The following is a 23,911-nucleotide window of genomic DNA, read 5'->3' as shown; positions in this document are numbered from 1 at the left end:
GAGAAAAAAATGTTTAATAATAAATCTATACTCATTACTGGTGGAACCGGTTCTTTTGGAAAGCAGTACACCAAAACTTTGTTGGAAAACTACAAGCCAAGAAGACTGATAGTCTATTCTCGTGATGAACTTAAGCAATTTGAAATGCAACAAGACTTTTGTCAGGAATGCATGCGTTACTTTATTGGAGATGTTCGTGATCAGGATCGTCTTATCCAGGCGATGAATGGTGTTGATTATGTGATTCATGCTGCCGCACTTAAGCAGGTACCCGCAGCGGAGTATAATCCTATGGAGTGTATTAAAACAAATATTCATGGGGCAGAAAATGTGATTCAAGCATCACTCATAAATAATGTGGAAAAGGTGATTGCGCTTTCTACCGATAAAGCAGCAAACCCTATTAATTTATATGGTGCCACCAAACTTGTGTCTGATAAGTTATTCGTGGCTGCCAATAATGTTGCGGGAAGACAAAAAACAAGATTCTCAGTAGTTCGCTATGGAAACGTTGTGGGTTCTCGCGGTTCGGTGGTGCCATTTTTTAAAAAATGTATTGCTGACGGATGTTTGTACCTCCCGATTACTGACCCACGCATGACACGCTTCTGGATTACGTTGCAGCAGGGAGTTGATTTTGTCCTAAAGAATTTTGGTCGTATGCAAGGTGGTGAGATTTTTGTTCCAAAAATTCCATCAGTGAATATAATTGATTTAGCGAGAGCAATGGCTCCTGATGTTGATCAAAAAATAGTGGGCATACGTCCTGGTGAAAAACTTCATGAAATTATGTGTCCAGCTGATGATTCTCATCTAACGCTTGAATTTTCCGATCACTTTGTTATCAAGCCCACAATTCAATTTTCAAATATTGTGGATTTTTCCATAAATAAGCTTGGCGAGATAGGGAAGTTGGTCGAGCAGGGTTTTGAGTTTCATTCTGGAAAAAATCAATCATTTTTGACCATTGAGGAAATTATCACTTTTAACCATCTTTCAGGTATTCAATGATTCCGTACGGTCGCCAGGACATTACACAAATTGATGTTGACGCTGTCGTAAAAATTTTACGCTCAGACTTCCTGACGCAAGGCCCTGCAATTCCCGTTTTCGAGAAAGCTATTTCAGAAAAAGTGGGAGTCAAGCATGCCGTTGCTGTCAACAGCGCCACTTCGGCTTTGCACATTGCTTGTCTCGCATTAGGTCTTGGGGAAGGGGATAGACTCTGGACAGTTCCAAACACCTTTGTTGCATCGGCTAATTGTGGGCGTTACTGCGGTGCCGAGGTTGATTTTATTGATATTGATCCACTAACATGGAACATGAGTGTACCAAAACTTCAGGAAAAACTTGTTCAAGCCAAAAAGGAAAAAAAACTCCCAACAGTAGTCGTACCCGTTCATTTTTCTGGCCAACCTACCGATCAAGAAGCTATATGGGAGCTCTCCCATGAGTTTGGTTTTCGAGTATTGGAAGATGCCTCACATTCTATTGGAGCCTCGAGAAATGGGGAGTTGGTGGGAAGTTGTCGTTGGTCTGATATTACGGTGTTTAGTTTTCATCCAGTTAAGATTATCACAACGGGTGAAGGTGGTATGTCGCTGACAAACGATGAAGAATTAGCCGAGAGAATGAATATGCTGCGTACTCACGGTATCACACGTGAATCAAACCGGTTTTTGCAAGCAGACCGTGGGTCTTGGTATTACGAACAACAAATGCTTGGATTCAATTATCGTATGACTGATATTCAGGCTGCACTTGGGAGGTGCCAACTCGAAAGGTTAGACGACTACGTAAAACGTCGCACCTTTTTGGCTCATCGTTATAACCACATATTAGAAAATTTCCCATTACAATTGCCAAACGTTAAGCCGGAAAACCAGTCCGCCCACCATCTCTACGTGGTTCGCTTAAAGGAGAAAGCGATATCCAAATCACATCTCCAAGTTTTTGAAGAGATGAGGAAAAGTGGCATTGGTGTAAATCTTCACTACATACCAGTGCATCTGCAGCCCTATTATCGAGAACTTGGTTTTTCTCATGGCCAGTATCCAGAAGCTGAAAAACATGGTGCGACTGCGATTACATTGCCGCTGTACCCAACAATGACGGAACAACAGCAAAATCAGGTTATAAGTGCTTTGGAGAAAATCTTATGAGAATTGCTGTCATACCAGCTAGAGGTGGAAGTAAACGTATCCCTTTCAAAAATATTAAAGATTTTTGCGGTAAACCAATAATTGCGTGGTCAATTGAGGTTGCCAAAAAATCGAGTTTGTTTGATCATGTTATTGTTTCTACTGATAGTAGCGAAATTGCTGAGGTGGCAAAAAAATACGGAGCGGAAGTGCCGTTCATTCGCCCACCTGAACTTTCCGATGACCATATAGGAACTGCTGAAGTTGTTGCCCATGCAACGCAATGGGCTTTGGATCAAGAATTTAACCTCAATGCAGTTTGTTGCATTTATCCCACAGCACCTTTTATACAAGTAGACGATCTCAAGCGAGGTTTGGAAATACTAGAGTCTGGTGAGTGGGCATATACATTTACTGCAACAGATTTTTCTTCACCTATTTTTCGTTCATTCCAAAAAAATGAAGAGGGTAGCATTGAAATGGTTTTCCCAGAACATTTTTTAACTCGCTCCCAGGACTTGCCTATCGCACTGCATGATGCAGGCCAGTTTTACTGGGGACGACCATCTGTGTGGAGAGAAAAAAAAACTATTTTTGCTCCTCATTCTACTCCAGTTCTTCTTCCGAGATGGCGTGTTCAAGATATAGATACTCCGGAAGATTGGGATCGTGCGCAAATGATGTGGAAGGTACTGCAGGCAGAGGATACTAGAAAGTGAATACATATTCCCATGCAATAATTTTGCTAGCAGCGGGCATCAAACAAAATCAATCGGGGAAATGGGTTAGCACTGATCTTTCTGAAGAGGACGATAAACTTGGTGCTCCTGGAGGAAAGTTACGAATCCTTGCTGCAGCAATCCTAGTTAAGGAAAATCTCAATACTTTCATCATAACTGGTGGGGGAAAGGGAAAAGATATTGCTGAAGGTACTTCGAATAAACGTCCCTTGCTTGCAGAAATTCTTCGCGATGAACTCATAGCTGAAGGAGTTCCTCTAAATCTCATCCAACTAGAATGGGTCTCAGGTTCAACCTACCAGGAACTCGTAGAAGTTGAGAGAATGACAAAGGAACTAGGTGTCACTAAACTTACTTTTGTTATTAACCGCTACTCACTTCCTCGTGTTCAATTAATGATAGAAGATAAATTTGCACACTTTAATAGCCAGTATGTTTTTGACTTCGTCGCTGCTGAAGATGTCTTAATTAAAACTTTTCCTCAAGTATGGGAAAAGAAAATAAAAAAAGAATACAGTAGTGAGTATCTTAAAAGGCGTATCGCTAGAGAGCAGCAGGGTATCGAGCAGATTCGAAAAGGTGTTTATGAGTATGGAAATAGACTGACGCATATAGATTTGGAGATAACAACAAACACCTCCTTTTGTGCCAGACTTGTTACCCCAAAAGATGAAGAGTTGCTCTTAATCTGGGCAAACGATCCTGTCACTCGGAGCAATGCTTTCTCACCAGCGAAGATTTCAAAGGAAACCCACCACAAATGGTTTCACGCTATTTTATCTCATCTCGAGGAATGTCGTCTCTATATTATCGAAACACCAGATGCCATTGCAATTGGACAGGTGCGATTTGACTGTAAAGAAGAGAATTGGGAAGTCGATTATAGCCTTACTCCTCTATATCGTGGCCGTGGCTTGGGACGTCTCTTGTTAGAAACAGCTATTAAGAAACTTTGCACCGAAATTCCTGGGGTTAGAATATTTGGACAGGTAAAACTCGGTAATCTTTCATCACGAAGAATTTTCGAATCTTTGGGTTTTGAAGCAGAGTATGACAAGGGGCGGGCAGTGATGATCTATCGGGGTGTTTTTTGATGTGGGCATTGCACTAAGGAAAAATATAAATGAAAAAATTGCTTTTTACAGGTGGTGGCGGAGCAGGTGCTGAGGCGCTATTGCGATTGTTGAGCGGGCGTTATAAGGTTCACTTTGCTGATGCGGACTATAATGCTAAACCTCATTTCATTCCTCTTAGTTCTTGGCACAAAATTCCTTTTGCTTCTGATCCTTCATTTGTGGATGAAGTGTGCAAGCTGTGTTGTAAACTTGATGTGGACCTCCTGATCCCCGGTGTTGATGAAGAATTGGTCGCGATTGCGCATGCACGTGATGATATGCAATGCGAAGTCATGTTACCATCGATGGCGTTTATCAAAACACATCTAGATAAACTCACCTCGAACTCTTTATTACAAAAATATAAATTACCAGTTCCAAAGACTGAACTATTGTTTGAACATCAAAATGTTTTATTCCCATGTATTGCTAAACCACGGCAGGGACGCGGTTCACGTGGAGTTGCCATTGTTCATTCCAAAGAGGAGTTGCAGGCGCATGTGATTATCTCGCGTCGTCAGCCAGAAGATTTTATTGTTCAAGAGTTGCTTCAGGGGCAGGAATACACCGTTATGATAGCAGCAGATCGAGATGGACAGCTGCGTGCGGTAGTGCCTGTTAAAGTTGAGATCAAAAAAGGGATCACCATACGAGCGATGACAGATCATGATGAAAAAGTAATATCTGCGTGCGTGGCGATTCATACAGCCAATCCTGTTTTCGGTTGTTACAATATTCAACTTATAAAAACTAAGAACGGTGATGTAAAACCGTTTGAAATCAATCCACGTATCTCAACAACTTCATGTTTGGCGTTGGCTGCTGGTGTGGATTTTATCGATGTCTATCTTGGGAACAAAAAGAATAAAAATTATAAAGAGAATGATTTATTGCCCTTTCGTAATGGTTTCGGATTGAGAAGATCTTGGCACAATGAATTTATTGAGGAGTTAAAATGAGACAGCCTCTTAATTGTGAAATAGCACCGGGGAAATGGATTGGCGACAAGCATCCCTGTTTTGTCATTGCGGAAATTGGCTCAAACCATAATCATGATTTTGATTTGGCGAAGCAAATGATCGATGCTGCTGCTGATGCTGGAGCTGACGCTGTAAAATTCCAGACTTTTCGCGCTCAAACACATTATTCAAAACATACCCCAGGATTTTCATATTTGAATCATTGCAATACATTTGAACTGATAAAAACTCTCGAGTTGAATCGAAGTTGGCATGCCCCACTCAAGGAGTATTCCGAAAGCCGTAATCTTGTCTTCTTATCCTCTCCTTGCGATGCCGAAGCGATTAATGAACTCTATGAACTTGGAATGCATGCATTCAAAGTTGCCTCTTTCGATCTCAACGATCTGGGACTTGTTCGTGATATGGCAAAAAGAGGCCGTCCCATTATTCTCTCTACAGGTCTTGCCGACTGGATGGATATACAACGTGCTGTTGACTCATGTCGAGAAGTTGGCAACGAGAAAATTATTTTGTTACAGTGTACTTCCCTTTATCCAGCGCCGGCAAACTTGAGTAATTTGAATGCTATTGGAGTTATGCGTGATACTTTTGGTGTGCTTACAGGTTATTCTGATCATACGGAAGGTGATCATGTGTGTCTTGCTGCTGTTGCATTGGGTGCCTGCGTAATCGAAAAACACTTTACCTTAGACAAAAATTTACCAGGCCCTGACCACTCATTTGCTATGGAGCCAAAATCATTTAAGCAAATGATGCAACGATTGAGAGAGATTGAAGCTGCAATGGGAGATGGAGCAAAAACTGGACCGCGTTTAGAAGAAATGGAAATGTTTGAAAAGGGGAGACGAAGCCTTCATGCTAAATATCGTATTCCCAAAGGTGAAGTTATTACATCAGAAATGATTATGGTTAAACGTCCTGGTTTGGGAATACAGCCTTATCTTCTGGATACGGTAGTGGGACGAAGAGCTTGTTCAGATATTGAAGAGGATCAATGGATTACATGGGACATGATTTAGAAAATGTTTTAGTGACAGGAGCTTCAGGCTATCTAGGTAGCCATGTGTTGGAAAAACTGCGAAAACACGGGGTTCCATATATTCCTACAAGTTTTAGCGGAAAGTTTGGTAAAGCGTGTGACCTCACCGATCGTAGAGCCGTTTGTAGGCTGATGGATCAGATTAAACCTTCTATCATTATTCATTGCGCAGCAAAGGTTCCAAAATTTCCTTCTCATTACAATGATGAACAAACGGCTGAGGCGAGTATCTCAATGGTGAAAAATATCGCAGAGTATGCTCGTTGTCGAATTATATTGGCGTCATCGATGACCGTTTATGATGCAGTTACAAATTTTCCGGTTCGTGAAGAAGATGCTTGCCTTCCTCATTCTGGATATGCAAAGGGAAAATGGTTTGCTGAGCAAATTCTTTTGAATAGACGTTTCCCTGGTGATGTAGTTCTACGTCTTCCAGGTTTGTTTGGTTTGCCTAGACGCTCAGGACTATTGTACAATGCTACTAGGTCGTTTGTTACACATGAAACATTTGAACTTCTTACTCCCACTGAACTTTGGGCTGCAATGGCTGTAGAAGATGCTGCGGAATATTTTCTAAGGGCCACTCTTACAAATACTAACTCTTCTTCTGCTCAGGTTATAAATGTGGGATATAACAGTGAATTTGATATCTTTTCCGCAGTGAAACAAATTGCCGCTTACTGCGATATTGATTGGAAGCCTCCCTTAATAAAAGTAAAAAACTTTTCAATGTGCTTGAAGCGACTTAAAGCTTGCTATGGTTTAATCGATATTAGTTTTCAGCAACGATTGCTTGAGTTTGTTGGTGTTGTTCGTCGTGAATTTGGTTTTCAATCTTCAGGAGGTTCAGGTGAAAGATAGGCTGGGCCTGGCTATGCAAAGGGTAGGAACCAAAATTCTAGAGTGCCGCAAGCAGGGACTTATAGATGGCAAGTGGGAGGGGACACAGTTTAAAGCAGCAGCTGATTTGATTGCTGATGAATATCTGAGGAAAGAACTGTCAAAAATCTCGAATATGCCCATTGTTAGCGAAGAAGATATCTCATCTCAATCTCATGACCGGCCGTCTCAGTATTGGCTGATCGATCCTATAGATGGTACGGCCAGCTTTGCTCAAGGTTTTGATGGGTTTGTTTGTCAAGCTGCATGGATTAAGGGTGGGAAACCCTGCTTGGCATCGGTTTATGCTCCGGCACTTGAACGACTCTATGTTGCAGAACAAGGCAATGGAGCAACTGTTAATGGAAGACCGATATCCGTTAAATTATTCAATTCTCGGGAAATGACACTGATTGATAATTATCCTCAACCTAATGGTATCACAAAGCGCTTATTTCATGATTTAAACTGTGTGAATTATGTTGAAAGTGGCAGCATCGGATTGAAAATATGTCTCGTTGCTGAAGGAAGTGCTGATATTTTTGTCAAGGATGTGCCTTTGAGAGATTGGGATGTTGCAGCACCACACCTTGTGTTGCAAGAAGCTGGTGGCGTGCTCACTCAGTTTACAGGGGAAAGTTTTGAATATCAGGGTGGATTTGAAAAAAATGGACTGGTGGTTGCTTCATCACCGACATTACTTCGAGAAATTCAAACAATGCTTACAAGCTATATGTAGTTTATGAGAGGTTAAAAGAAATGAAAAATCAAAAGAGCATTCTTATTGTTGCAGCTCATCCGGATGACGAAGTGCTTGGTTGCGGTGGAACTATTGCTCGCTTTGCAAATGAAGGTCGCTCAGTGCATGTGCTTTTGATGGCGGATGGAGAAGGATCGAGAGTCGCGGCGAAAGAACAATTTCTTGGCGAGAGCCTGATTGTTCTGCGTAATGCAGCAGCTCAAGCTGCTTGCAAGATTATGGGTTGTGCATCAGTGGATCATTTAAACCTACCAGATAATCGCCTTGATGGTTTAGAGTTGTTAGACGTAGTTAAGCAAATTGAAAATTTCATTGAGAGGTATCAACCTTCAACAGTTTTTACTCACCATGCTGGTGATGTGAATATTGATCATCGTATTGTTCATGAGGCGGTGCTTGCTGCTTGTCGACCACAACCTGAATGCTCAGTACAAGAACTTCTTTTTTTTGAAGTGCCGTCTTCGACAGAATGGAGCCCGCCAGGTTCAGCAACACCTTTTTTACCAAACTTTTTTGTGGATATTTCAGCCACCTTAAAAATTAAAATTGCGGCCATGAAGGCCTATGAAAATGAATTGCGAGCATTCCCGCATCCAAGATCACTGGTGGCAATAGATGCTTTGGCCAAATGGCGTGGAGCTACAGTGGGTGTGGAAGCTGCAGAAGCTTTCATTCTTGGAAGAAAGCTTCTTTAAATTGAGAACAAATGAAACAATGAAAATAAAACTAAAAAATTTCGGCGACAACGTCTCAGCGAAATTGAGGCCGATATTTCTTGTATTTGCATGCTTGCCTCTCCGAATCGGCATCTGGAAAAAGGACCAGATGTTTTTAATGGCTCTTAATAATCCAATTGTTGGACGGCCCTCTGTGGTTGGATCATTGTTTGCCTTCCATTCGTATTTTTGGCGTACTTTAAGAAATGTTTGGAAGCAAGCTAGTACCGAAAATGGACTTCAATTATATGAAAAACGAAATCTTGCCCATTACGCACAAAATGGCAGAGGCTATATAAATTTAGATAATCTTTCTAAACAAGAGTGCGTCGAGCAATTTAAAAAATTAGAGAGCAGGCTACAGTTGTTCTTAGATGCTTATCCTATGACGATTGCTTATAAAGATGGCGAAAGTTTTTTGGATGCAGGCTGTGGAAAAGGACAAAATCTAAAATTCATTGTTAAGAAGTATCCTCGTTCATCATACACTGGTTTTGATTTTGACAAGCGCTGCCTTCGCATTGCGCAAGTAGGAATAGAAGAAAGTGCTGATAAATCTCTCGTACAGGGAAGTATTCTTGATTTCGATTTTTTGAGATCATTTAAAGCTAAATCGGTTGATCACATTATTGTCTGTGGAGTTTTTTCAACATTGCTTGCTTCGACAATTCAAATGACAAAAGATATACATCAAAAGATCATTGATGAATTTGTTCGAATATCAAAAAAGAGTATCATTATTATTGATGAGCAATCCTTGAATAATACCTTTGCGCTTATTATTGAGCAGCGTACCCGCGCTACAATCCACGAAAATATTGCTTCATATTTTACAAAGCATGAGTCAATTGGTGAAACATGTATCTTATCTACAGGAAATTTTCATGCTGCTTTTTTCAAACTCAGAAAAGTTTAAGCTATGAAAACTGTAGAAAAAAAATCGGATATTATTTTTGCTTCGTTACCTCCTTTTTCCGATTTCATAGCGAGGCTGCTCAAAAAGTTTGGCTGCAATGTTTTCTACATCAGTTTATCTGGAAGTGGACAAGGCCCCGAACTTGAAGCGCTGAGAGTTGATAGATTACGTAAGGTGGGAATTGTACCTTTACCCTTAGAATCACTTTCTCACATGAAAGAAATTCTTAGGTGCATTATTGATGCCCAAAACAAACTCCAAAAGAAGACAAATCAATTTGTTTCCCCTAAACTTTTGAATACATTTAAAAATCTTTATCCAAAGAACACCGATATTGTCAGCAAGCTTTTCATGGTGGTTCAGTCGATAATTTCGGGACAGGCATCCTTAATAGATAGGGTTAATTGTTGGGCTGATGCATATCCTGCTCGAAAGCATGTGTTGATTAACTTTGATGTCAAAGGATTGCTGACGTTTGGTTTGGCATCGAATGTTACATTATTTACAATTCCGATGAATCCACTTTTTAAAAGTGTGAGTAGGACAGTTGGTTTTTTTCGAAGATGTTTACAATTCTTTAAACATAAAAATGATTCAAAAACTGACATAACAATATCAAGTGCAGATTTATCTAACACCTCATCTTCGCGAGTAGTTTTTGTAACTCACAAAGGGGTTGATTATGGAAATCTCTTCCAAAAGACTCTTTTTTATTCAGATGAAATTGATTCAGAGTTGCATTCGGATAATTTGCTTCATTTTGATTATAGTAACTTTCCATCGCCATCTGAAAAGACAAAGTGGGTTTGTTTAGGGAGCGAACGCCAATTATTTCAAACAGGCTTTCCTCATGTTTTGTTTGCAATAAGTCGAGGTATTGTTTCTGTTCGAAGCTTTTCGCAGCTTATCGGTTTGTTGTTGTTGTCTCGATTTTATGCTGTTTTTAAGGCATATTCAAAAAAGCTGGAAGTTTATTCTAGTTTAAAATTGGCACTGATTGATTATGAAATTCTGTGTCCAAAATCTTTGCTTCTCGCCTTCGAAGCTAAAAAAATTAAAACGGTGGCAGTGCAAGAACGTTTTATGGCAGGTTTTTATAAATCACTTGGTTCCATTCTTGACACCTATCTTTGTGGAAGCGAGTATATGGCTGAGAAAATAAAAAAATCTTCATCATATCACGTAAAGGATTGTCTTTCGGTTGGGCAATATAAGTCTGATAATCTTATTAAAGCAAAAGAATGTTCTCCGCCACAGATTTTGAGAGCACCTCTTGCACAAGGCTGCAAGATTATCACAGCGTTGGGTTTTCACACTCACATGGATTGGCATACGTCACAAGCTGATCCTTTACTCAACTGGAAAGCACATCGACATTTTCTTGAAAATTTGATTCAGCTCTCTAAAGATATTTCTAATGTTTTTATTGTTCTTCGCTATAAGATGATCGATTGGGTTTCTCTGCCTGTGTTTGCCGAAGTTGTTCAGGAAATTATGTCTTCCAAAAATATGGAAATTTCGATGGATTATGAAAAAAACTTTTTTAGCTATGATCTTTGTGCTCATTCCGATTTGGTACTTGCCAAGCACACTTCATTAGGTGATGAGTGCCTGTCTGTGGGTATTCCCGTTTTATTTCATGAGTATAGTCATAATACTCAAGGCTTGGTGGCGGATGCTTTTGACTATAAGCCGACACGTGTAATGTGTTTTAATTACGAAGAGCTTTTAGAACGGACAAAGTCAATTCTCAGTGGGGATACTGTTACAATGTCGGAGTATAAACATTTGCAGAATGTTGTTTTTGGTGATTTGGGAGATGGAAGGGTGCGGGAACGCATTCATACTCATATTAATTCAATTTTGGAGGAAAATTCTTGAAACAAATTCTAGTTACTGGTGCTGATGGTTTTATTGGTTCTCATCTTGTTGAAGCTCTGGTGCGTGCTGGATATGATGTGCGTGCTTTCGTGCTTTACAACTCTTTCAATTCCTGGGGCTGGTTGGATCATTGTAGCGAACAGGTAAAAGGAAAATTTGAAATATTTTCCGGAGACATCCGTGATGCATACGGTGTTCGTTCAGCGATGAAAGGCTGTGAAGCCGTGCTGCACTTGGCAGCTCTGATTGCTATTCCGTATTCATATCATTCGCCTGATACGTACATAGATACAAATGTAAAAGGCACTTTGAATATTGTGCAAGCAGCTCGTGATTTAGACGTGGCTAAAGTTATTCATACTTCTACAAGTGAAGTGTATGGCACCGCACAATTTGTTCCCATTACTGAAGACCATCCTTTACAAGGTCAATCACCATATTCCGCAAGTAAAATTGGCGCAGATCAAATTGCGATGTCATTTTATACTTCCTTTGAAACTCCGGTAAGTATTGTTCGCCCATTTAATACTTATGGTCCGCGGCAATCTGCACGAGCTGTGATTCCCACCATTATCACTCAAATTGCAAATGGTGCAAAAAAAATTAAACTTGGAGCTGTAAGCCCAACTCGTGATTTTAATTACGTAACCGATACAGTAGCAGGTTTCATTGCGGCACTTCGTTCGGAACGTGCTATCGGAGAAGTGATAAATCTTGGAAGTAATTTTGAAATTTCAATTGGTGATACAGCGCGTGCTATTGCGGAAGTTATGGAAACCGAAATCGAAATTGTTACAGATGAAATTCGTTTGCGTCCTGAAAAAAGTGAAGTGGAGCGATTGTGGGCAAGTAATGAGAAGGCTCATCATTTGCTTGACTGGAAGCCCCAATATGCAGGAGCGGATGGTTTTCGCAGAGGATTAAAAGAAACAGCTGATTGGTTTAGAAACCCAACTTGCCTTTCAATGTATAAGCCGGAAATTTATAATTTATGAACGATACTTCTTCACAATCTTCTCTTGTTCGTCGGACAGTTGATGCTATTCAGGCAGTAGTTGGTTTAAAGCCTGTGGTTTTGCATGAACCGAAATTTTCTGGAAACGAATGGATTTATATCAAGCAGTGTTTGGATTCTACTTTTGTTTCTTCTGTTGGTGAATTTGTTGATCGGTTTGAAGCAGATCTTTCTCATTATACTGGAGCTAAACATGCAGTTGCGGTGATGAATGGCACAGCCGCTTTGCACGTGGCTCTTCGGCTAGCAGGTGTACAATCTGGTGATGAAGTGCTCATTCCCACATTAACTTTTGTTGCCACTGCTAATGCCGTTGTGTACAGCGGAGGGACTCCGCATTTTGTGGAAAGTAATGAGCGTACTTTGGGTGTGGATCCTTATGTTTTGCGCGAATACCTTAGAAAGAATACAGAGCTTCGTGGAAAACAATGTGTCAACTGTAGGACTGGTTGCGTCATTCGCGCACTAGTTCCTATGCACACCTTTGGTCATCCAGTAGATATTGAAGGAATTTTAGCGGTGGCTAGAGATTTTTATTTGACTGTAGTAGAAGATGCAGCGGAATCGCTGGGGAGTACTGTTTGCGGACGTCACACCGGGACCTTTGGTTTGATGGGAACGTTGAGTTTTAATGGGAATAAAACAATTACAACTGGTGGTGGTGGAGCTATCCTCACGAATGATTCAGCATTAGCCCGTCGTGCGAAACATCTTACTACAACAGCTAAGTTATTGCACCGTTGGGATTTTATTCATGATGAAGTGGGTTATAATTATCGAATGCCAAACATCAATGCTGCCCTTGGTTGTGCACAGCTGGAACAGCTACCTGATTTATTAGCTGCGAAACGTCAGCTCTTTCAGCGCTACCAAGCTGCATTTGCTGGTATACCTCAGTTAAAAATATTTTCTGAACCAGCTGGTTGTTGTAGTAATTATTGGTTGCAGACAATGTTACTTGACAAATCTGTTGCAGCGCAGCGCGATGCTATCTTAACGTCCACAAATGATGAAAAAATTATGACGCGCCCAGTGTGGAATTTAATGCACCATTTAACGCCCTATCGGGAATGCCCAAAAATGGAATTGCCTGTAGCTGAATCATTGGCAAATCGCTTGATCAATTTACCAAGCAGCGCACATCTAGTCACGGAGCCAAAAACATGAGCAAAGTTTCAATTTTACTTTTAGGAGCTGGAGGCCATGCTAAATCTTGCATTGATGTTATTGAACAAACAAATCTCTTTTCAATAGCAGGTTTGCTTGGTTCAGAACAAGAAGTTGGCAGTCGTGTATTAGGGTATCCCGTATTATGTACTGATAAAAATGTAAAAGATTTGCTGGGAAAATATCAGCACGCTTTAGTGACAGTTGGTCAGATCAAAAGTCCAGAGTTGCGCGTTCACCTTTTTCAATTACTTGAACAAAATAATTTTAAAATGCCGATTGTAATATCACCTCATGCTTATGTTTCTCCTCATGCAACATTAGGGGCAGGTACAATTGTGATGCATGGTGCTGTGGTGAATGCAGGTGCAATAATAGGAGATAATTGTATCATTAACAACCAGGCCTTGGTTGAACATGATGTAAAAATTGGCAATCATTGTCATATTTCAACAGGATCTAAAATAAATGGAGATGTACATGTTGGTGATGGAACTTTTATTGGAAGTGGCGCTTGTGTGCGACAATCGCTGAAAATTGGTGCGTATTGCGTGATTGGCATGGGGCAATCCGTGCTTGTAAATTGCGAACCAAATACTTCTTTGCCGGCCTTTAGGAAAACGTTATGAAAACGGTTATTATAGCGGAAGCGGGGGTAAATCATAATGGAGATTTAGCTCTTGCGCGCAAATTAATTGACGTTGCAGCTGAAGCGGGTGCCGACTTTGTCAAATTCCAGACCTTTAAGGCTGACTGCCTTGTGACAGCATGTGCAAAGAAGGCTGATTATCAAACTAAAACTACTGATGCGCAAGAATCGCAATATGAGATGCTTCGTAAACTTGAGTTGACGGCTGATATGCATCAGGAACTGATTTCCCATTGCAAGGCACGTGGTATTCAATTTTCTTCGACAGGTTTCGATATTGAAAGTATTAATTTGCTAGCGGAGCTTGGTTCGACTTTCTTCAAAATTCCTTCCGGTGAAATTACTAACTTGCCTTATCTTCGCCATATTGGTCGATTCGGTAAACCCGTTATTCTCTCAACGGGGATGGCAACTCTTGAAGAAATTGGTGCTGCGTTCAAAGTTTTGGAGCAGGCGGGTACTATGCGAAATCAAATTACTCTTCTTCATTGTAATACTGAATATCCTACTCCCATGGAGGATGTTAACTTGCGTGCTATAAAAACTTTGCGAGAAACTTTTGGCGTAGCTGTTGGGTACTCTGACCATACTTTAGGAATTGAAGTGGCAATTGCAGCAGTAGCCTTAGGTGCTACGACAATTGAAAAACATTTTACACTTGATCGCAACTTGCCTGGCCCCGACCACAAAGCAAGCTTGGAACCTAACGAACTCAAGGCAATGGTTGCTGCAATTCGCAATATCGAAAAGGCTTTGGGTGATGGCGTTAAACGCCCAAGTCCAAGTGAAATTAAAAATAGAGATATTGCAAGAAAATCACTTGTTGCAGCGTGCGTCATTCGTGCAGGTGATCTCTTCTGTGAAGAGAAGCTTGCGGTGAAGCGTCCAGGGACAGGCATATCTCCGATGCGCTGGGATGAAGTTATTGGCTGTAAGGCACAACGTGACTTTGCGCCAGATGAGTTGATTAGCCTATGATGACACGCCGTAAAATTTGTGTTGTTACTGGTACTCGCGCTGAGTATGGATTATTGCGCTGGCTAATGGAAGATATTCGTAGAACACCAGATCTTCACCTTCAAGTTGTTGCAACAGGAATGCATCTCTCCCCAGAATTTGGTTTAACTTACTGCGAGATTGAGCAAGATGGTTTTACTATTGATGAAAAGGTCAATATTTCGCTAAACTCAGATACGCCGGCTGGTATTGCTAAATCGATGGGTTTAGGGATGATTGGTTTTGGAGAAGCTTTGCAGAAGCTGCAGCCAGATTTGCTTTTGGTGTTGGGCGATCGCTTTGAAATTTTTTCTGCAGTTACTGCTGCCATGGTGGCAAGAGTTCCTGTTGCGCATTTGCACGGAGGAGAAAACACTGAAGGCGCCATTGACGAAGCGTTTCGACATTCCATTACGAAAATGTCGCATCTGCATTTTGTGGCTGCGGAAGAATATCGTCAACGAGTGATTCAGTTGGGCGAACAACCTGATCGAGTTTTTCTTGTTGGTGGATTAGGAATTGATAGTATTCATAAAATAAAATTACTTGATCGCTCATCACTAGAAGAGGCGCTAAACTTTAAATTAGGACCAAAAAATCTCCTGGTCACTTTCCATCCTGCTACTTTAGAAGTTGAGACATCTGCACAGCAAGTGACTGAACTGCTTGCAGCCTTGGATATATTAGAAGATACCCATCTCATTTTTTCAATGCCAAACGCAGACACAGGAAATAAAGTTATCTTTAATAAAATTGAAAATTTTGTTGCAACACATGCCAATGCTCGAGCCTATACTTCTTTGGGTCAGTTGCGCTATCTTTCCTGCATGTACCACGTTGATGGAGTAGTGGGAAATTCTTCAAGTGGTTTGGCCGAGATGCCAAGTTTTAAAAAAGGAACCATCAATATTGGTGATCGGCAGAAGGGGAGGCTTAAAGCTGAGAGTGTGATTGATTGTATTCCAGAGAGACAATCAATATTAAATGCTGCACATAAACTTTACTCATCTGACTTTCAACTCAATTTGGATGGGGTTCAAAATCCCTATGGTCAAGGTGGAGCGAGTGAAAAAATTTTGAAAGTGATTCGGAATTATCCACTTGAATCATTACTGAAAAAATCTTTTTATAACCTGCAGTCGTGTTAGCAAGCTAAGAGTTATAGGAAAATGCTGGAGCTTGATTGTCGTTATGTAGGAATAAAAAAGTAACCGAAGGAGCTAAACATAATTACCAAAATCAAATAACAGCTCCAAATGAAAGTGTAGAAAAGCTATGGCAGATGTTAAAAAAGTAAACGCAACAGAACATTGGCAAAAAACTTTAATTCCAGCACATGCAACTTTACAGCAAACTATTCGAAATTTAGAAGAGTCATCTTTACAAATTTCATTGGTTGTAAATCCAGAGGGAAATTTGCTTGGGACTATCACCGATGGAGATATTCGTCGTGGATTATTGAATGGTTTAAGTTTAAACAGTTCAATTGAGACAATTATTTATCGAGATCCCTTTGTGGTACATCCCCAATTAGGTCGTGATACAGTTTTACAGTTGATGAGAGCCAATAAAATTCACCAGCTTCCTATAGTTGATGAAAACAGGTGTGTTATTGGCCTGCATTTGTGGGATGAACTTATTATCTCTGGATCACTGCCTAATCTCATGGTTATTATGGCGGGAGGAAAAGGAACTCGCTTACGTCCTCATACGGAAAATTGTCCCAAGCCATTGTTACCTATAAACGGGAAACCAATGCTTGAACATATTATAGAGAGGGCCAAGAGAGAAGGGTTTAAACACTTTGTGTTGGCGACGCATTATCTTGGCCATATGATAGAAGACTATTTTTGTGACGGCAGTCGCTGGGATGTGCAAATTGACTATTTGCGAGAGGATTCCCCTTTGGGCACTGCAGGTGCTATTAGTTTGATGAAGGAAATTCCCGAACTACCAATTTTGGTCTCAAATGGAGATGTTTTGGCAGATATTCGCTACAGTGAACTGCTTGATTTTCATTCGCGCCATAAAGCTATGGCCACAATGGCTGTTCGTATCCACGAATGGAAACATCCTTTTGGAGTAGTGGCTACCAATGGAGTAGACATTGTTGGCTTTGAAGAAAAGCCTATTGCTCGAACTCATGTTAATGCGGGAATTTATGTCTTGGAACCGAGCGTTTTTGAGTTGTTGAAAGCAAATGAATACTGCGATATGCCAACACTCTTTACCCGCTTACACGAACAAAAACTACGAACCATAGTTTATCCAATGCACGAACCTTGGTTAGATGTGGGGCGAGTTGATGATTTGGCTTTGGCTCAACAAAGACTCCCTCTTGAGAATGAATGTTAAAAAATAAAACTATGATAAGGATTTAAAAAATGGAAAAAAGAAATGTAGTTGAACAGTATAATTTACCTCCCAATGTTAGATTTTGTAAAAAATGCACTATTTCAAATCAACGGCCGCGTATTACTTTTGATGAACAAGGTGTATGTTCTGCATGTAATTTTGCCGAATACAAACGGAAAAAGGTTGATTGGAAAGAGCGCGAAGCTGAACTTCTTGAATTATGTGATAAGCACAGAAAAAATAACGGCGAGTATGATGTAATTGTTCCATGTAGTGGTGGAAAAGATGGAAGTTTTGTTGCCCACCAACTGAAATACAAATATGGGATGAATCCACTCACGGTGACCTGGGCTCCGCTCAAGGCTACTGATATCGGACGTCGAAATTTGGATGCTTTCATCGCTTCAGGTTTTGACAATGTGCTTGGCACGCCGAATGGTAAGGTTACACGCCAATTAACTCATTTAGCCTTCAATTACTTAGGAGATCCCTTTCAACCTTTTATTTATGGTCAAACAAATTTTCCATTACATATGGCAGTTAAATACAAGGTGCCATTAATTATGTATGGAGAAAATGGAGAAGTTGAGTATGGCGGAGATGCCAAGAACGCATTCCGTCCTGATCGAGATATTCAAGATCACGATAAACATTATTTTTCTGGTTTGCCGCCAGAATTTTGGACAGAACACGGAATATCAATGGCTGATTTAAAGCCATTTATGGCTCCAGCATATGAAGAAATTATGCACAATAATACTCAAATTCACTTTTTTGGATATTATAAGTTCTGGGATCCTCAAGAAAATTTTTATTATTGCACAGAAAATACGGGTTTTATACCAAATACAGAACGTTCTGAGGGGACTTATTCCAAGTACGCGAGTCTTGATGACTGCATCGATGGATACCATTATTATCTTGCTTACATAAAATTTGGCATTGGCAGAACAACATCTGATGCAGCGCATGAAATCAGAGATGGTAAGATTACACGTGAAGAAGGTATTGCCCTTATAAAAAAATACGATGGAGAGTTCCCAAATAAATACTTGAACGATTTTTTGGAGTATTGTGCCATTACTCAAGACAAATTTTATGAAGTTATAGATAGTTGGCGCTCAAATCATCTTTGGGAAAAAAGAGATGGTGTGTGGCACTTAAAGCATCCCATTTGGGAATCGAAGTAACCCCCTAAAACGATGAGAAAAGCCCGTCTAATTGCTAGGCTCGATGTTAAGGGGCCCAATTTAATTAAAGGTATTCACTTGGAAGGTCTACGCGTTATTGGATCTCCCAATGAGCATGCTGTGCGCTATTACGAACAAGGTGCTGATGAGTTGATCTATATGGATTGTGTGGCAAGTCTTTATGGCAGAAATAATCTGAGTGATATTGTGAAGAGTGCAGCAGAGAATGTTTTTATTCCCATCACCGTTGGTGGCGGTGTTCGCAGTGTTGAAGATGCCACCCATCTTCTGCGTTGCGGTGCCGATAAAGTTGCAGTGAATACTGCAGCTGTTGCAAATCCTGCGTTAATTAGTGAAATTAGTCGCCGATTTGGGAGCCAATGTATGGTGCTCTCGGTTGAGGCAAAGTTAGTTGGTGAAAAAAAATGGGAAGCCTATACTGACAATGGCCGCGAGCGAACTGGTTTGGATGTTGTTGAGTGGATTAAAAAAGGCGTTTCGCTTGGAGCCGGCGAAGTGCTTCTTACTTCAGTTGACCGAGAAGGTACGCGTAAAGGTTTTGATGTTTCGTTAATGCAAGCTGTTACGCGCGAAGTTTCGGTTCCGGTGATTGCTTCGGGTGGCATGGGAGAAGCAAGTGATCTTATTGCTGTGGTAAAGGAAGGTTATGCTGATGCTGTGGCCATGGCTGACATTCTTCATTACAAAAGAGCAAGTATGCGAGACATTAGGTCTGTAGCTCTATCTGCTGATATAGAAGTGAGAAGGTATGAATAAACAAGAACTTACTGTCATCGATTACGGCATGGGGAACTTATTAAGTGTTAAACGAGCACTTGAACATTGTGGTGCAAGTGTAATTGTTAGTTCAGATCCTGCGCAAATTCTTTCAGTTCCTCGCCTTGTGTTGCCGGGAGTTGGTGCTTTTGGTGATGCCATGGCAGAATTGGCGCGTCGAGAGCTTAGCCTTGTTATTAAAGAGGCTGCAAGTCGTGGCACTTTGATTATGGGGATTTGTTTAGGCATGCAGATGTTGCTTGATGAAAGTGAAGAGTTTGGTCAAACAGCTGGTTTGGGGCTCATTCCAGGAAAAGTTGTTCCCATTTCAACGTTAAGCTCAGATGGAAATAGACAAAAAGTTCCTCATATTGGATGGAATGATTTAGTACTCCCAGCTGCCAAAAGCAATTGGGATGGCACTTTGCTGCAAGGAATTTCACCTGGAGATGCTTTTTATTTTGTGCACTCGTTCATGGCGAGTCCACTTCATCAAGAACACCGCTTGGCAGATTGTGTTTATGGCGGAGTAAAAGTTTCTGCCGTTGTAGCAAAGGACAATATTATTGGCTGCCAATTTCATCCTGAAAAAAGTGGTGAAGTAGGGTTAAAGATATTACGAAGGTTTCTCACATTATGAACATTCTTGCCTTAATAACTGCTCGTGGTGGATCAAAGCGCTTGCCTGGAAAAAATATTCGTACTCTAGCTGGTAAACCCTTAATTGCATGGAGCATAGACGTTGCAAAAGATATCTCAAGTATTTGCGATATTCTTGTTTCTACTGATGCCCCTGAGATTGCTGATATTGCTCGTTCTGCTGGCGCAATGGTTCCATGGCTTCGTCCTTTAGAGTTGGCTACAGATACTTCTACGTCAGTGGATGTTTGTCTTCATGCTCTCGATTGGTACGAAAGTAAAAAGGGCAAAGTTGATGGAGTGCTTTTATTGCAGCCAACTTCTCCTCTGAGAAGCAGGGAAACAGTATTGCGCGGTATAGAAGCTTTTGCGTCGCATGATGCTTGTTCTGTAATTGGAGTTTCACCTGCGAAAACGCATCCAATGTGGTGTTTTCATATTGAAAACAAGAAATTACAAGCATTCGTCAATGATGGAGGATTGAAACTGCGTTCTCAAGATCTTCCAGCAGCTTACGAAGTGAATGGGGCTTTTTATCTTGTGAGCCCAAAAGATTTACGTGAGAAAAAATCATTTTATGCTGATGATATGCTTCCACTTATTATGAACAACCCGGAAGAGTGTATAGATATTGATACAGAATGGGATTGGAAGATGGTGGAAGTAATTCTCTCTATGCATGAAGCTGGTTCGAAATGAAAAAGATTGTCTATTTGGTGGAACAACCTCTGGATGAGCGAAATTATGGTCGGTTTGGAATTCAAACATGGATTGATAAAAAGTGGGATGTTGAAATATGGGATTTTACACCTTGGGTGCATCCTCGTGTTTGGCAAGATTTTATTCAATCAGGACGAAAACTTAAAAAATTTTCAGGCTACTTTCCTGTTGCATCGAAAAAAGAACTAAAGCAAAGACTTTTTTCTTCCAAAGAATTCAAATATTTTATTGATTTAACAGGAGAAAATTATCGTTTGTTATGGACGAAAATACTTCTCACACAAAAGGGTGTTACCAGAGTGGTTTGTGCTACAGGTTCAATTCCCGAACCTGTTTGTGAAAAAAAAAGTCTAATCCCAAGATTGAAAAAGGTGTTTGCAACTGGGACTATCAACAGCATCAAATGGATGGCGAATTTGTTTTTTCGGAAATTGGTGGCGCCGTTTATGAGACCAGGTTTAATGGTTGTGTCTGGTGAAAAATCGGTTCCCTCCGTTCATAATGCACACAACATTCTCAAAGCACATAACCTCGACTATGACATTTATCTAAAACTGAAAAGTCTGAAAGATACTTCAATTGAAGGCTATGCTGTTTTTATTGATCAAAATTACTGTTTTCATTCTGATTTTATTTTTGAGGGCAGACCTTCTTGTGTTACGCCTAAAAAATATTTTCCTGCAGTATGTGATTGTCTTAGGAAAATTTCGAACGATTTAGGAGTAGATTTTTGCATTGCCGCACATCCCCGATCAACATATGAATCAGGAGTGTTAGACTACTTTGAAGGAATTCCAATTAAATACGGAAGAACTGCCGAGTTGCTCAGAGATTGTAAGTTTGTGGTATGTCATGATAGCACAGCGATCCAGTTGGCAGTGTTATTTGGGAAGCCTTTAATTTTTTTGACTACAGGTGAGTTAGCAGCTTCGTTTGAAGGTCAGTCCATTGTGGCTTTTGCTTCTGAGTTTGGTAAATCAGCAATTAACGTGGAAAGAGATCTACATAATGTAGATTGGAAAAAAGAATTAGATATTGATTTGGAAAAATACGCAGAGTACAAAAAAAAATACATCAAAACAGATGGAAGTCCCGAACTTCCGTTCTGGGAAATTGTGGCTGATCACATAGAGGAGAATGTAAATTGAAAACAATTATCAAAACGGGTTGTAAGCGACTTATTAATTCATCAGTTGCCTTTATGGGAAAAACTTTCCTTGGCGCTTACATCCAAAATCAAATCATTAGCAATGCAATGTCACGTACCCAAAAAGTGGTATTTCAAGATCTCGACTTTGTTTTTTCTACTCCAAATCCCCTGAATAAATTTCGCGCTGACACCTTTTCTACAAAAGAACCAGAAACATTAGAATGGATGGATACCATTCCTCAAGATTCAGTTGTTTGGGATATTGGTGCAAATGTTGGTTTATATACTTGTTATCTTGCTAAGGCGCGAAATTGCCGAGTCTTTGCCTTTGAGCCTTCAGTTTTTAACTTAGAACTGTTGGCTCGAAATATTTTTATCAATAAGGTTACAGAAAAGGTGACCATAGTTCCGCTTCCTCTTTCTGAGGAATTGTCCGCGAGTAAGCTTAATATGACAACAACGGATTGGGGTGGCGCAATGTCAACATTTGGTCAAGGCTATGGCCATGATGGAGAAGCGATAAAAAAAGTTTTTGAGTTTCCAACAATAGGTCTCTCCATTGTTGATGCTGTTAATCTTTTAAACATTCCGCAGCCAGACTACATCAAAATGGATGTTGATGGAATTGAACATTTGATTCTTAAAGGAGGTCTTCCCATTCTTTATAAAGTTAAAGGTGTTTTGGTTGAGATTAATGACAAATTTACTGTTCAGGCTAATGATGCAGGTGAATATCTGAAAAAAGCTGGCTTTTTCCTTAAAGAAAAAAGGCATGCCGATTATTTCGATTCGGTTGCAGGAGCAGCAAAGCATACTTACAATCAAATTTGGGCAAGATAGGCGAAATGATGAATTGTGTTGAAAGAGGAGTTAGACTAAAAGTTGGTATTGCTGGTTTTGGTATCGTGGGAAAGCGCCGTAAAGATTGTGTTGACCGTCATCCCCATATGCAATTAGTGGCTGTGTGTGATAGAGTTTTCGCCGAGGATGGTACGTTTTCCGATGGTGTTCGCTATTATCAAGATTATCAACGTTTGCTAGAAAATGATCTTGATGTTCTCATTGTTTGTATGACAAACGATATTGCGGCAGATGTGACAATAGCTGCTTTAGAGTTGGGCTTGCATGTTTTCTGCGAAAAGCCACCAGGTCGAAGCGTTGAGGATATTGTAAGAGTTATTTCCTGTGAGCGAAAAAATCCAAAACTTAAGCTTATGTATGGTTTTAACCATCGCTATCATGACTCAGTGCAAGATGCCATGAATGTTTTAAACAGTGGAGAGCTTGGCCGTGTCATCAATGTGCGTGGAGTATATGGAAAGGCTCAACTTGTTACCTTCAATCAATCTGATTGGAGGACTAAGCGTGAGGTTGCCGGCGGCGGAGTGTTGTTGGATCAAGGTATTCATATGGTTGACTTAATGCGACTTTTTTGTGGAGATTTTACCGAGGTACATAGTTTCATTTCTAATAGCTATTGGGATTATGATGTAGAAGATAATGCATATGCATTGATGCGAACAAAGAGTGGTGTTGTTGGGATGCTCAACTCCTCAGCTACTCAGTGGAGACATCGTTTTCATTTCGATGTTAACCTTGAAAAAGGAAGTTTGATTTTAGGTGGAATTTTGTCAGGCACAAAAAGTTATGGCGCTGAAACATTGACAGTGGTGTATGCCGATCCAGCTAATGATCAGGGCGATCCTAAAGAACAACATACTCGCTATAATCGAGATTCTTCTTGGGATATTGAAATTGCAGCTTTTGCTGATTGCATATTAAATGATGCGCCAATACAAAGCGGAAGTTCTGAGGATGCTTTGCGTACCATGCAGCTTGTTTTTAAAATTTATCATGCAGACCCTATTTGGCGGGAAAAATTTAATATCCCAAACCCGGAAATACACAAAAATTTTTTATAAAAAGGAAATGAACATGAACAATATTGATTCTCTCTTTACCGAAACAACAAACATTGCCGAATTTGCGAAAGGCTATTTCAATTATTTAAAAAAGATTTTAGATAGTATTGATTTAGCTTCAATCAATGCACTTGAGGCTGAACTTGAAGAAGCAAGGCTTG

The 23,911-nt window shown here is 40.3% G+C and carries 24 protein-coding genes; all 24 read left to right on the top strand.

The genetic code is table 11. The features are described from left to right. Nucleotides 1-9: 9 nt before the first annotated feature. The 24 genes from pseB (at nucleotide 10) to COV43_00685 (ending at nucleotide 23,750) form a co-directional block, all read left to right on the top strand. Nucleotides 10-1,011, top strand: coding sequence for a UDP-N-acetylglucosamine 4,6-dehydratase (inverting) (pseB, locus tag COV43_00800; GenBank protein ID PIR26664.1), 1,002 nt, complete (start codon nucleotides 10-12; stop codon nucleotides 1,009-1,011). Further along, nucleotides 1,008-2,162, top strand: a complete 1,155-nt coding sequence (gene pseC, locus COV43_00795; protein ID PIR26663.1) for a UDP-4-amino-4,6-dideoxy-N-acetyl-beta-L-altrosamine transaminase — start codon at nucleotides 1,008-1,010, stop codon at nucleotides 2,160-2,162. The genes pseB and pseC overlap by 4 nt, the downstream gene beginning before the upstream one ends. Then, nucleotides 2,159-2,860: a pseudaminic acid cytidylyltransferase gene (pseF, locus tag COV43_00790; GenBank protein PIR26662.1), complete on the top strand. Its 702-nt coding sequence runs from the start codon at nucleotides 2,159-2,161 to the stop codon at nucleotides 2,858-2,860. The genes pseC and pseF overlap by 4 nt, the downstream gene beginning before the upstream one ends. Then, entirely contained in the window at nucleotides 2,857-3,975 is a 1,119-nt protein-coding gene (locus COV43_00785) for a hypothetical protein (protein ID PIR26661.1), read from the top strand. Before pseF ends, COV43_00785 begins: the two co-directional genes overlap by 4 nt. A 29-nt stretch (nucleotides 3,976-4,004) precedes the next feature. Continuing rightward, entirely contained in the window at nucleotides 4,005-4,955 is a 951-nt protein-coding gene (locus tag COV43_00780) for an ATP-dependent carboxylate-amine ligase (protein PIR26660.1), read from the top strand. After that, a complete protein-coding gene (locus COV43_00775; protein ID PIR26659.1) occupies nucleotides 4,952-5,998 on the top strand; it encodes an N-acetylneuraminate synthase in 1,047 nt (348 codons plus the stop codon). Before COV43_00780 ends, COV43_00775 begins: the two co-directional genes overlap by 4 nt. Next, complete coding sequence (locus COV43_00770) at nucleotides 5,983-6,879, top strand: NADH(P)-binding protein (protein ID PIR26753.1); 897 nt, start codon at nucleotides 5,983-5,985, stop codon at nucleotides 6,877-6,879. Before COV43_00775 ends, COV43_00770 begins: the two co-directional genes overlap by 16 nt. A 13-nt stretch (nucleotides 6,880-6,892) precedes the next feature. Next, on the top strand, nucleotides 6,893-7,636 hold the full coding sequence (locus tag COV43_00765; protein PIR26752.1) for an inositol monophosphatase: 744 nt from the start codon (nucleotides 6,893-6,895) through the stop codon (nucleotides 7,634-7,636). 20 nt (nucleotides 7,637-7,656) lie between these two features. Continuing rightward, complete coding sequence (locus COV43_00760) at nucleotides 7,657-8,352, top strand: GlcNAc-PI de-N-acetylase (protein PIR26658.1); 696 nt, start codon at nucleotides 7,657-7,659, stop codon at nucleotides 8,350-8,352. Next, the gene (locus tag COV43_00755; protein PIR26657.1) at nucleotides 8,273-9,289 is read left to right on the top strand and encodes a hypothetical protein; all 1,017 of its coding nucleotides are present in this window, start codon (nucleotides 8,273-8,275) and stop codon (nucleotides 9,287-9,289) included. Before COV43_00760 ends, COV43_00755 begins: the two co-directional genes overlap by 80 nt. Nucleotides 9,290-9,292: 3 nt before the next feature. Continuing rightward, on the top strand, nucleotides 9,293-11,170 hold the full coding sequence (locus COV43_00750) for a hypothetical protein (protein ID PIR26656.1): 1,878 nt from the start codon (nucleotides 9,293-9,295) through the stop codon (nucleotides 11,168-11,170). After that, complete coding sequence (locus COV43_00745) at nucleotides 11,167-12,165, top strand: NAD-dependent dehydratase (GenBank protein PIR26655.1); 999 nt, start codon at nucleotides 11,167-11,169, stop codon at nucleotides 12,163-12,165. The genes COV43_00750 and COV43_00745 overlap by 4 nt, the downstream gene beginning before the upstream one ends. Further along, the gene (locus tag COV43_00740; GenBank protein PIR26654.1) at nucleotides 12,162-13,352 is read left to right on the top strand and encodes an aminotransferase DegT; all 1,191 of its coding nucleotides are present in this window, start codon (nucleotides 12,162-12,164) and stop codon (nucleotides 13,350-13,352) included. The genes COV43_00745 and COV43_00740 overlap by 4 nt, the downstream gene beginning before the upstream one ends. Beyond that, a complete protein-coding gene (locus COV43_00735; protein PIR26653.1) occupies nucleotides 13,349-13,981 on the top strand; it encodes an acetyltransferase in 633 nt (210 codons plus the stop codon). The genes COV43_00740 and COV43_00735 overlap by 4 nt, the downstream gene beginning before the upstream one ends. Then, on the top strand, nucleotides 13,978-14,979 hold the full coding sequence (gene neuB, locus COV43_00730) for an N-acetylneuraminate synthase (GenBank protein ID PIR26652.1): 1,002 nt from the start codon (nucleotides 13,978-13,980) through the stop codon (nucleotides 14,977-14,979). Before COV43_00735 ends, neuB begins: the two co-directional genes overlap by 4 nt. Next, entirely contained in the window at nucleotides 14,979-16,145 is a 1,167-nt protein-coding gene (gene neuC, locus COV43_00725) for a UDP-N-acetylglucosamine 2-epimerase (hydrolyzing) (protein ID PIR26651.1), read from the top strand. Before neuB ends, neuC begins: the two co-directional genes overlap by 1 nt. 127 nt (nucleotides 16,146-16,272) lie before the next feature. Further along, nucleotides 16,273-17,352 (top strand): nucleotidyl transferase, encoded by a 1,080-nt coding sequence (locus COV43_00720; protein ID PIR26650.1) that lies wholly within the window; start codon nucleotides 16,273-16,275, stop codon nucleotides 17,350-17,352. 29 nt (nucleotides 17,353-17,381) lie between these two features. Then, the gene (locus COV43_00715; protein ID PIR26649.1) at nucleotides 17,382-18,542 is read left to right on the top strand and encodes an LPS biosynthesis protein PseA; all 1,161 of its coding nucleotides are present in this window, start codon (nucleotides 17,382-17,384) and stop codon (nucleotides 18,540-18,542) included. Nucleotides 18,543-18,554: 12 nt separating this feature from the next. Beyond that, entirely contained in the window at nucleotides 18,555-19,319 is a 765-nt protein-coding gene (locus COV43_00710) for an imidazole glycerol phosphate synthase subunit HisF (protein PIR26648.1), read from the top strand. Next, nucleotides 19,312-19,959, top strand: a complete 648-nt coding sequence (locus tag COV43_00705; protein PIR26647.1) for an imidazole glycerol phosphate synthase subunit HisH — start codon at nucleotides 19,312-19,314, stop codon at nucleotides 19,957-19,959. Before COV43_00710 ends, COV43_00705 begins: the two co-directional genes overlap by 8 nt. After that, the gene (locus COV43_00700) at nucleotides 19,956-20,657 is read left to right on the top strand and encodes a cytidylyltransferase (protein ID PIR26646.1); all 702 of its coding nucleotides are present in this window, start codon (nucleotides 19,956-19,958) and stop codon (nucleotides 20,655-20,657) included. The genes COV43_00705 and COV43_00700 overlap by 4 nt, the downstream gene beginning before the upstream one ends. Next, nucleotides 20,654-21,826: a hypothetical protein gene (locus COV43_00695; GenBank protein PIR26645.1), complete on the top strand. Its 1,173-nt coding sequence runs from the start codon at nucleotides 20,654-20,656 to the stop codon at nucleotides 21,824-21,826. Before COV43_00700 ends, COV43_00695 begins: the two co-directional genes overlap by 4 nt. Nucleotides 21,827-21,879: 53 nt before the next feature. Continuing rightward, nucleotides 21,880-22,668, top strand: a complete 789-nt coding sequence (locus tag COV43_00690) for a methyltransferase (GenBank protein ID PIR26751.1) — start codon at nucleotides 21,880-21,882, stop codon at nucleotides 22,666-22,668. Nucleotides 22,669-22,676: 8 nt separating this feature from the next. Continuing rightward, nucleotides 22,677-23,750: an oxidoreductase gene (locus COV43_00685; GenBank protein ID PIR26750.1), complete on the top strand. Its 1,074-nt coding sequence runs from the start codon at nucleotides 22,677-22,679 to the stop codon at nucleotides 23,748-23,750. The last annotated feature ends 161 nt before the right edge of the window (nucleotides 23,751-23,911 follow it).

This window comes from Deltaproteobacteria bacterium CG11_big_fil_rev_8_21_14_0_20_42_23 (assembly GCA_002796345.1).
GTDB lineage: Bacteria > UBA10199 > UBA10199 > 2-02-FULL-44-16 > 2-02-FULL-44-16 > 1-14-0-20-42-23.
Note: the sequence above shows the minus strand (reverse complement) of the source record. Positions and strands in the feature narration are given on the sequence as shown.

Coding starts and splice junctions, on each gene's coding strand:
- neuC (PIR26651.1), top strand. CDS start 14,979: ATGACACGCCGTAAAATTTGTGTTGTTACTGGTACTCGCGCTGAGTAT.
- pseF (PIR26662.1), top strand. CDS start 2,159: ATGAGAATTGCTGTCATACCAGCTAGAGGTGGAAGTAAACGTATCCCT.
- COV43_00700 (PIR26646.1), top strand. CDS start 19,956: ATGAACATTCTTGCCTTAATAACTGCTCGTGGTGGATCAAAGCGCTTG.
- COV43_00705 (PIR26647.1), top strand. CDS start 19,312: ATGAATAAACAAGAACTTACTGTCATCGATTACGGCATGGGGAACTTA.
- COV43_00740 (PIR26654.1), top strand. CDS start 12,162: ATGAACGATACTTCTTCACAATCTTCTCTTGTTCGTCGGACAGTTGAT.
- COV43_00760 (PIR26658.1), top strand. CDS start 7,657: ATGAAAAATCAAAAGAGCATTCTTATTGTTGCAGCTCATCCGGATGAC.
- COV43_00780 (PIR26660.1), top strand. CDS start 4,005: ATGAAAAAATTGCTTTTTACAGGTGGTGGCGGAGCAGGTGCTGAGGCG.
- COV43_00775 (PIR26659.1), top strand. CDS start 4,952: ATGAGACAGCCTCTTAATTGTGAAATAGCACCGGGGAAATGGATTGGC.
- COV43_00720 (PIR26650.1), top strand. CDS start 16,273: ATGGCAGATGTTAAAAAAGTAAACGCAACAGAACATTGGCAAAAAACT.
- COV43_00765 (PIR26752.1), top strand. CDS start 6,893: ATGCAAAGGGTAGGAACCAAAATTCTAGAGTGCCGCAAGCAGGGACTT.
- pseC (PIR26663.1), top strand. CDS start 1,008: ATGATTCCGTACGGTCGCCAGGACATTACACAAATTGATGTTGACGCT.
- COV43_00735 (PIR26653.1), top strand. CDS start 13,349: ATGAGCAAAGTTTCAATTTTACTTTTAGGAGCTGGAGGCCATGCTAAA.
- COV43_00770 (PIR26753.1), top strand. CDS start 5,983: ATGGGACATGATTTAGAAAATGTTTTAGTGACAGGAGCTTCAGGCTAT.
- neuB (PIR26652.1), top strand. CDS start 13,978: ATGAAAACGGTTATTATAGCGGAAGCGGGGGTAAATCATAATGGAGAT.
- COV43_00750 (PIR26656.1), top strand. CDS start 9,293: ATGAAAACTGTAGAAAAAAAATCGGATATTATTTTTGCTTCGTTACCT.
- COV43_00685 (PIR26750.1), top strand. CDS start 22,677: ATGAATTGTGTTGAAAGAGGAGTTAGACTAAAAGTTGGTATTGCTGGT.
- COV43_00755 (PIR26657.1), top strand. CDS start 8,273: ATGCTTTGGCCAAATGGCGTGGAGCTACAGTGGGTGTGGAAGCTGCAG.
- pseB (PIR26664.1), top strand. CDS start 10: ATGTTTAATAATAAATCTATACTCATTACTGGTGGAACCGGTTCTTTT.
- COV43_00690 (PIR26751.1), top strand. CDS start 21,880: ATGGGAAAAACTTTCCTTGGCGCTTACATCCAAAATCAAATCATTAGC.
- COV43_00715 (PIR26649.1), top strand. CDS start 17,382: ATGGAAAAAAGAAATGTAGTTGAACAGTATAATTTACCTCCCAATGTT.
- COV43_00695 (PIR26645.1), top strand. CDS start 20,654: ATGAAAAAGATTGTCTATTTGGTGGAACAACCTCTGGATGAGCGAAAT.
- COV43_00710 (PIR26648.1), top strand. CDS start 18,555: ATGAGAAAAGCCCGTCTAATTGCTAGGCTCGATGTTAAGGGGCCCAAT.